We start from the raw sequence: 237 nt of genomic DNA, 5'->3' as shown, positions 1-237 counted from the left end.
AACCACCACCGTGGATCCACACCATCACAGCCCGTTTTTTGCCGTCTGACACCGAAGGCGACCAAACATTAAGATTTAAGCAGCTTTCGCCTTCCGTCATTTCAGGGCCTGTGAAGAAGAACGAACGTCCGCCCATCGCCACTTGCGGACAGACTTCACCATAAGTTAAGGCTAATTTTTCCCCTTGCCAGTTCGCCACTTTTTGCGGCGGCATAAAACGCTCGGCGGTGGCATAAG

General features: G+C 52.3%; 1 protein-coding gene. It reads right to left on the bottom strand.

Features of this window, described 5'->3' with window-relative positions; genetic code table 11:
* Positions 1 to 237 (bottom strand): carboxylesterase family protein (locus ACTHS4_RS12580; protein WP_440366055.1); only part of this gene is annotated, 237 nt, incomplete at both ends.

The organism is Neisseria sp. P0014.S009, assembly GCF_051958155.1.
GTDB classification, from domain to species: domain Bacteria; phylum Pseudomonadota; class Gammaproteobacteria; order Burkholderiales; family Neisseriaceae; genus Neisseria; species Neisseria flavescens_C.
The sequence above is the reverse complement of the archived record's forward strand: the minus strand, read 5'-3'. Positions and strand labels throughout refer to the sequence as shown.